We start from the raw sequence: 8,993 nt of genomic DNA, 5'->3' as shown, positions 1-8,993 counted from the left end.
GAAAAATCGAGAATATCATTGATCACTGCTAATAATGCCTCCCCGCAGGTGCTGATAGTGTTTGCATACTCCTGCTGCTCCGGTGTAAGTTGTGTTTCGTTTAAAAGCGATGCCATACCAATTACGCCGTTCATTGGTGTACGTATCTCATGGCTCATGGTGGCAAGAAAAACACTTTTTGCTTTATTGGCTTCATCAGCTTCGTGGCGGGCTTTTTTTTCTTCCCTGGCAGATAATATTAATTCCCAGGTTTGTTCTTCCACCTTTTGCTCCAGGTTATTTTTTTGTGACTTAATAATATTGATACGAAATCTGTAAAACCCAATGGCCCCGCCAACAATACTTAACAGTACTAATGTTTTAAACCACCACGTAAGCCAGAATGGAGGCGTAATGGTAAGTTTTACTGCAATGGTACGGGTTGACCATTGCCCTTCGTTATTCATTCCTTTTACTTTAAAAATATATTTTCCGGGATTGAGGTTAGTGTAAGTGGCGGTTCGTTTTGTACCTATTTCATTCCAGGTTTTATCAAAGCCTTCCAGCATATAGGTATATTGTTTTTTTTCTGATACGGCATAATTTAAAGAAGCGAATTCAAACGAAATAACCGAGTTTTTATAGTCCAAAGTAAGATCCCTGGTTTCTGAAATATCTTTTTTTAGTGGCGATGGATCTTCATTGCTTTTAGCAATGGGCACATTTTTATTAAATATTTCAAAGTTGGTAAGAACGAGTGGTGGTTCAAAAGGATCGTCTTTTATTTTAGCAGGATCAAATTCATTAAAGCCGTTAATGCCCCCAAAATAAAGCATCCCGGAATTTGCTTTGCAAAATGAGCCAATTTTAAATTCGTAAGATTGCAGCCCATCCTGTATACCAAAGTTTTTAAACTTTTTTGTTTGCTGATCAAAGCGGGAAATACCCCTGTTGGTACTAATCCAGAGAAAGCCTTTTGCATCTTCCAGTAAGCCAAATATCACATTGTTGGGCAATCCATTTGCTGTGGTATATGTAGTGAAGAGTTGTTTTTTTGTATCAAAATAATTTAACCCTGCCATTGTGCCAATCCACCAATTACCCAGCTTATCTTCCCGTACAAAAGTTATACGGTTATCACTCAGGCTGTTTTTGTAATCATCATGAAGAAAGCTTATAAAGGTTTTGGTTTGCTTATTAAACACTTGCAAACCGCCGCCATCAGATCCAATCAACAGGTTACCTTTATTGTCTTCTGTAATAGACTTTATTTTTTTGGTGCTTTGGTTGTTTGTGCCATCAGTAAACCTCGTGAAAGAGTTGGTGATTGGATTATATAAGTTTAAACCCCCGAAAAGTGTGCTTATCCAGATATGCTTTTCCCTGTCTTCAAAAATCACCCATGCATGATTGGTGCTGATGCTGGAATTATCTGCCGGATTATGTTTAAAATGTTTGTACGTATTTTTTTTAATATTTAAAACAGTAATGCCATCACCCCAGGTGCCGATCCATGTATTACCCTGGCTATCTGTACAAACATTAAGTACATAATTACCACAGATACTGTTTTTATTTCCCTGCTGGTGAGTATAATGAGTAAATTTTTTTGTAGAAGGATCAAAAAGATTAAGGCCACCCCCATCAGTAGCCACCCATATTTTGCCCTCCTTATTTTCTTCGAGGTACAATACATTGTTATTGCTAAGGCTGTTTATATCGGACGTATGTTTGAAATGCCCGAATTTATTGCTGTTTCTGGTTAATATATTTATACCCCCGGCAAAAGTACCTAACCACATATTAGCATGTGTATCTTTATAAATGGCATAAATAGAATTATGGCTGATACTTTTATCATCTATTTCATCGTGCTGATAAAGATCAAATTTTTCTGTAAGGGAATTGTAAATGCTTACTCCCCCGTTTTCTGTGCCTATCCAAAGATTACCACCGGCATCTTCATTAAGCGAAAACACAGTATTGGCCGGCAAGCTGTTAGGGTTGTGTATATCATGTATAAAGTTGCGGAACTTTCCGGTGTGTTTATCAAATAAATTTAACCCACCCCCAACGGTACCCACCCACAACCGCCGTTTACTATCTTCGTAAATCACGGATACATTATCGTTGCTTAGTGATGTGTTATCTTTTTCATTGTGCCGGAAATAGGTAAATGCTTTTGTTTTTTTATTAAATAAGCTAAGGCCTCCACGGTAAGTTCCAACCCACAACTGGCCTTCACTATCTTCAAAAACGTATCTGGAGTTAATCTTGTAATGTAAAAAATGATTTTGAACCAGGTCAAAATAATTGAGATCATCTTCTGTACTGATCCATAAATTTCCTTCTCTGTCTTTACTTATACCGGTTAACAGGTTGCCAGATATGCTATAAGGGTTGTTAGGATTGTTTTTAAAATGGGTAAATTCATCTTTCTTTTTATCATAGCGATTTAGACCACCACCCCGGGTGGAAATCCATATAATTCCTTTGTCATCTTCTACTATACCAGAGATATAATTATTACTGATGCTATTACTGTCTTTTGCATCATTTTTATATACCGTAAATTTATATCCATCATATTTATTCAATCCGTCACTTGTGCCAAACCACATGAATCCCTGACTATCCTGTAAAATGCACATAACCAGGTTTTGAGATAAACCTACATTATTATCCAGGTGTTCAAATTTCAGGTTTTGCTTTTGTGCAAATGCACAAAAACTGCATACCAGTATAAAGGGTAAAATTAGGTATCGTATAGCTTTCATCTTGTAAACTTTATAAAGCTGATTTTTTGTTTTTTTTATTTAAATGAGAGGAGTGGGAATAACAAACCAAAAAGGGTAATAATAATATTTACTTTAATTCATTTACATAAATTTGTAATGCCTTTTCAATGCAGTTGTATTGTTGTGCTGCATTTTCAATAAGGCTGATAAGTTCGTTGCCGTTTGCGCCCTTTTTTCCGATGGCTTCAATATCTTCCAGCAGCGCTATTAATTTTTCGGCCTGTATAATGCCGGCGCTGTTTTTAAGTTTATGCGCCTGCTTGCAAACAATATCAATTTTGCCTGCCACTAATGCCAGCTGCATTTCTTTTATATCTTTTGGTGCTTCGTGTAATAAAGTGGTAAGCATATCCAGCAGGTATTCTGTATCATCCATTTCTTCCAGCATGCTTAAGTCATATAAATCTGCAGTTGGGTTAGTTTGTATTGGTGAATTTTGCATAAGGTATATTTTAGGGGTTATATAATTTTTATCAGGCCCTTTTTAGATTAGTATTTTTTTGTTTAGAAATGCCGGACCATTTGGCAAGCATGTTCACCAGCTCTTCCAGCTTTACAGGTTTACTTAAAAAATCATCCATACCTGCCTTAAGGCAATCATCTTTATCTTCCTTCATGGCATTGGCCGTCATGGCAATAATGATGGGTTGTATCTCCATGCTTTGTCTTATAATACGGGTTGCTTCCTGTCCGTCTATTTCGGGCATCTGTACATCCATCAATATAATATCGTAAGCCACTTCGTTAGCCATTTCAACTGCTATTTTTCCGTTTTCGGCCAGTGCTGCTTCAAAGCCAAGTTTGCTTAATATTTTAAGGGCTAATTTTTGGTTCACCAGGTTATCCTCGGCCACCAGTATTTTCAGTGGATGATCTTTTGCAAAATCAGGAGAAAGTTTTTGTGTAACCGCTTGTATTTCTGCCAAAGGTTTAGACTTACCTCTTAATTCATTGATGATAAGTTTACACAACATTTCCTGTTTAATAGGCTTGGTTAATATCGATTTAAATAAACCGGCATATCTTTTATTACGCTCATCACCTACCGAGCTTAATAATATTATTGGAATTTGCGGATACATTTTTTGCAGTTCCTGTGCCAGTTCGCAACCATCCATATCGGGCATCTGCATATCGGTTAATATCAAATCAAAATGATGGCCTTTGGCTAAAATTTCCAATGCCTCAGCACCACTGCTTGCAAGTGTTGGTATAATTTTCCACAATTCCAATTGATTTTTAAGTATGCAGCGGTTGGTTAAATTATCATCTACCACAAGTACCTGCTTACCTTCTACACCTGCAATATGATTGGTTATATAAGTACGCAGCGATTGAGAACTTGCAGACGAAAGCATGGTAAATGTAAACGTGGTGCCTTCATTCTCCTTGCTGGCAACATCAATTTGCCCTCCCATCAAGCCAATTAATTTTTCACAAATAATAAGTCCTAACCCGGTGCCACCATACTTGCGGCTGGTTGATGAATCTACCTGTGAAAAAGCTTTAAAGAGTCTTTCCATTTTATCTGCCGGAATACCAATACCGGTATCACGTATTTCAAACTGCAATTCAATCTGCCCGTTATCTTTTGTTTTAACCAGGTGAACACCAACAAATATTTCTCCCTGTTCGGTAAACTTAATGGCATTACTAACCAGGTTCACTAATATCTGGCGCAGCCTTAAACTATCACCAATAATTTGTGCAGGCACATTATAATCTATTTCATAAACCAGGTCAAGCCCCTGCTTACCGGCTTTGCTTGCAAATACATCCAGCACTTCTTCAATACAGGTACGTAAATCAAAATCACGTTCTTCAATTTCCATATTGCCCGATTCAATTTTAGAAAAATCGAGAATATCATTTATAACGGTAAGCAAAGCTTCTCCACAGGTGCTGATGGTTTTTGCATATTCCTGCTGCTCGGGTGTTAAATTTGTTTCATTTAAAAGAGAGGCCATACCAATTACGCCGTTCATTGGTGTACGTATCTCGTGGCTCATGGTAGCCAGGAAAACACTTTTTGCTTTGTTGGCTTCATCAGCCTCGTGGCGTGCCTGTTCTGCATTTTTATACGCTGCCTTCAGTGCTTCCTGGTTTAATATTCTTTCTTTGTTTACCTGGGCCTCTCTTTCCATTTTCCCCATTTCACGGGTTTGCTCTACCTGTATTTTGCTATATTTTTTTAACAGGTACGACCATAAGCCACAGATAAAAAATATTAATGCAGCAAGTATAATGTGTATGATAAATGAAGTGAGTTCAACACCCTCGAGCTGTGTAAAATAAGCGCCTTTTATACCCATGTTTTGCAGGTAAGCTAATCCTGCATGATGAATAACCACCACCACCACCAGGGGAATCTGCAGCTTCCAGTTTTGATAAGTGATGAGTATGGCACTTGCTATAAAAGCAACAAAATGCATTTCAAACATGCCATGCATCTGGTAAATACCTTGTGCCATAAAAATACCTAACACCACACCTAAAACATATTGGTACATGATTGAATCGGGCATGGTTGCTTTAATATAGTAGTAAGCAAAAAGCGAAAATCCGCCTACACCAAAAGCTATCAGCCAGGTATCGTAAAAAGGTGCCAGCACTAAACCCGAGATAAAAAAACAGATGAGAAAATAATTTACCAGTTTATCTGATCTTTCTTTTACCTGCTGTGAAAATGAACCAGTATTTTTTTGTTTTTCTGTTACGGCGCTTTCCATTTTTATTATTTTATTTTAAGGATTTTTCGATTTTATTTTTTACAGTTTGGTAACGAGCAACCATAAGCCGTAAGTGCATACTGATTAAAAACAACTTCCTGCTTACTAGCCAGTAAACCATCAATGGCCATTTGGGCGTAATTACTTTTTTTATCGGTACAGTAGCGGCTTTTGTTGTAATTGCCCCTGTAATAAAGTGATTGGTCGGTATTAATTAATACAGCCTGTGGTGTAGAATACACACCGCATGTTGCAGCCAGTGAGGTATCAAATAAAACCGGTACGGTAATCCCGTATTTTTTACGAATGCTTTCTTCAGTATAATTTTTGCCTGTTGTAATTACCACTACCGCAAAACTTATTTTACCCCCATAAGTTTTAGCCAGTTCTTTAAAGTGTGGCATGTTAAATCGGGAGCACGGACAATCGGGATTAAAAAAATGTAAAAAAACAGGTTCGTTTTTTTGAGGGTTGAATTTTGCTGTTATATTTATAAGCTCTCCTTTTTTTACGGTAAGATATTGCTGCGGAACAGGCGTTGGTAAACTGTACTGCCATTCGCTGTACCAAAATAAAATGCCAATGCAGCAAAAGGTTACTGCTAATGCCGCTATGGCGATTACTTTTTTTAAGGTTGCAGGCATTTTAGATTTTATAGTAAGGATATTGTGAACAGGTATAAAACGCTTTTAACATGCTTAGTGGTGTGAGCTAATTAACCAATTTACTGTAGAAAGATAGCTACTAATTAAACAGGTAAGTAAATTTGTATGCCTGCAATACAATTTCTATAAGCATTTGCAGTTCTCTATACATATATAATCATTAAAAAAAAACCTTACACAGTTTTTATTTAAGCAGCTTCAATTTCTACCCTAATGAAAAACATTTTACCGGAAAAGATCGATATTTTTCTTGTAGTAAATCCAGAGGCGATTGAAGAACATTTTAATAAGAATGATCCTTCGCCCTATTATAAACGGCAGCTTAGTCACGAGTTTGAAGAGTATATTAACCGTACTAAAGCCCCGGCCAGAAGACTCACCGTTATTGAATACAAAATTACCTGCAAAACCGAAAGTGATAAACAATATACCGAGCCGCTTATTTATGCGATAAAGCGGCATTTTGCTGCTGTAATGCTGGCCAAGCAGGGCGAGTTTGAAAGATTTAAACGGCGCAATTATATAGTACTGTTTGCAGGACTTGCCATTATATTACTGTCACATATTTTTATACCCATGATATTAAAAGATGAAGGCGGTATAGAATCGGCCATACTTACCGGCATTGATATTTTTAGCTGGGTAATGATGTGGCAACCGATTGATAATCTACTTTTTCACTGGAACCATCACCTGAAAGAGATAAGCACAGTAAAAAAATTAACAGAGGCGCCGGTAGTTTATACCGAAGATTTGCAATAAGGATAAAGCAGTAAAGGCAACTATTAAAATTAATTAAACCAATCTCTTTGTATGGAATCAGCAGCAAACTTTTTTTTAACAGGATACCTGCCGCTTTTTGTAGTATCAACTTTTAACAGCATTATTTTTTTTGCAATAATTATTGCCATGTTATTTATGCTGTACGGTTTTTACAAATCAAATATTACCAGCTACCACAACAAAATAAAAGCCATGGGCCTGCAGATAGAAGATATGCAGCAGCACCTGGATTATGCCAGCCGGGAAGAAGCGAAAGCAAGGGCCGATGCAAAACGATCGGCTGAAGCAAGGGATAAATTGCTTACTTCATTAAGCCATGAAATACGTACACCAATGAATGGCATATTGGGTATGACTATTCTTTTGGAAGAAACAATCCTCAACCCGGAACAAAAGGATTACATTGATACCATCATCAGCTCAGGCAAAATACTTTTAAATAAAGTAGATGAAGTAATGGCCAATGATCTGCTGGAACAATCTAAAATTGACCGGACGATTAATGCAGCCCAGCAAAAAAATACCGACCTGCGAAACTGTGTGGAAGAAGTAATAGACACTTTTGCAGTAAGAGCATCGGAAAAATCAATTGAACTGCTGCATGCATTAGATGAAAATGTACCGCTTCAGGTATTAACAGATAACCAACGCCTGCACCAGGTATTAACTAACCTGGTAGAAAATATAATGGAACATAAACCCGAGCAGGTTTGTATAGGGGTACATATTATAAAACACGACAGCACAGATATCCTGCCTTCATTAGCTTTTACTGTAGCAGCAAAACCTTTGGGCAATACTGCTGCAATTGCAATCTTGCAGTCGGAAGGTAAAACACTCCCCGACAGCAGTCTTGAAGATGACCAAAATGAAAGGCATCTCGGACTTGTTATTTGTAAAAAACTGGTAGAAGAAATGAGTGGAGAAATAAAAGCAGTGAACGACACTAATGACGGTTTTATTTTCAGCATACCATTACATACTGTTACGTTACCTGCCGGTACCGCTGCCGGTTACAACCTGAAGGATTTTGAAGGCAAATCAGTATTAGTTGTAAATAGTAATGTAATAGCAGCTGGTATTTTAATGAAGCAACTGCGGCAATGGAAACTACTGCCCGTTATGGTTGCCAGTGGCAAAGAAGCATTGCAATTGGCTGGTGAAAATTCCTTCAGCCTGATGATTACCGAAATGATTTTGCCGGATATGACAGGTATGCAACTGGCGGGCAGCATAAAGAAAATATTTCCGCAACTGCCATTACTATTGCTAAATCCATTAAATGATAACCGCCATAAAGAAGAAGAAAATATTGCAGGGGCAATTACTGTATTAAACAAGCCTGTAAAACAACATACTTTATTTGATCATATCCTCAGCAATATCCGGTCCGATAAAAAAGCTGGGCAGATGCAGGATATGTCGGTAAAAAAATTATCGGCTGAATTTGCCAAACAATATCCTTTGCGGATACTTTTAGTGGAAGATAACCCGGTAAACCAGAAATGGGCTGCCAAAATATTGGGCAAACTGGGCTACCAGGTAGATATTGCCGGCAACGGGCATATAGCATTGGATTTGGTAAGCAAAGCCGCTTACGACCTCATACTGATGGATGTGCAAATGCCCGAAATGGATGGACTGGAAGCAACAAAAATGATAAGGGTATGCCTGAATAAACAACCTGCAATTATAGCCATGACGGCCAATGTAATGCATGGCGACAGAATGGCCTGTATGCAGGCAGGCATGGATGATTACATCAGCAAACCTGTACAATTAGGCGAACTGGTAAATATGCTGGAAAAATGGGCATTGGTAATTGCTGATAAAAAGCTTGCCTGAACCAAAAAAGGCTGTTTGCCGCAAATAAAATAATTGCACACCTTTATTCAATATTTAAATTTGAAATAAATATTTATGTATACATTTTATAAAAAGGAATCTTTAATACAGTTTTTTTTATAACAGCAAGCCTGCTGTAAATAATATCACATCCGTTTTTTTTCCTAACTTACATTATTCTTATTTTTGGTAAA

The 8,993-nt window shown here is 37.4% G+C and carries 6 protein-coding genes; 2 read left to right on the top strand and 4 right to left on the bottom strand.

Translation table 11 applies throughout. The features are described 5' to 3' along the window. From ACY65O_RS07455 to ACY65O_RS07440, 4 genes are all read right to left on the bottom strand, one after another. The coding region (locus ACY65O_RS07455; protein ID WP_462220225.1) for a ligand-binding sensor domain-containing protein at positions 1-2,756 on the bottom strand (2,756 nt) is incomplete at its 3' end. Between the two features lie 88 nt (positions 2,757-2,844). After that, the gene (locus tag ACY65O_RS07450; protein WP_462220224.1) at positions 2,845-3,219 is read right to left on the bottom strand and encodes an Hpt domain-containing protein; all 375 of its coding nucleotides are present in this window, start codon (positions 3,217-3,219) and stop codon (positions 2,845-2,847) included. A gap of 31 nt (positions 3,220-3,250) precedes the next feature. Further along, complete coding sequence (locus ACY65O_RS07445; protein ID WP_462220223.1) at positions 3,251-5,506, bottom strand: response regulator; 2,256 nt, start codon at positions 5,504-5,506, stop codon at positions 3,251-3,253. Between the two features lie 32 nt (positions 5,507-5,538). Further along, positions 5,539-6,150 (bottom strand): TlpA family protein disulfide reductase, encoded by a 612-nt coding sequence (locus ACY65O_RS07440; protein WP_462220222.1) that lies wholly within the window; start codon positions 6,148-6,150, stop codon positions 5,539-5,541. Positions 6,151-6,384: 234 nt separating this feature from the next. Here ACY65O_RS07440 and ACY65O_RS07435 point away from each other — a divergent pair, with 234 nt between their 5' ends. Both ACY65O_RS07435 and ACY65O_RS07430 read left to right on the top strand, forming a co-directional pair. Beyond that, complete coding sequence (locus ACY65O_RS07435) at positions 6,385-6,933, top strand: hypothetical protein (protein WP_462220221.1); 549 nt, start codon at positions 6,385-6,387, stop codon at positions 6,931-6,933. Positions 6,934-6,984: 51 nt separating this feature from the next. Continuing rightward, positions 6,985-8,799, top strand: a complete 1,815-nt coding sequence (locus ACY65O_RS07430; protein ID WP_462220220.1) for a response regulator — start codon at positions 6,985-6,987, stop codon at positions 8,797-8,799. The last annotated feature ends 194 nt before the right edge of the window (positions 8,800-8,993 follow it).

The organism is Ferruginibacter sp. (genome assembly GCF_031430955.1).
Taxonomy (GTDB): Bacteria; Bacteroidota; Bacteroidia; order Chitinophagales; family Chitinophagaceae; genus Ferruginibacter.
Note: the sequence above shows the minus strand (reverse complement) of the source record. Positions and strands in the feature narration are given on the sequence as shown.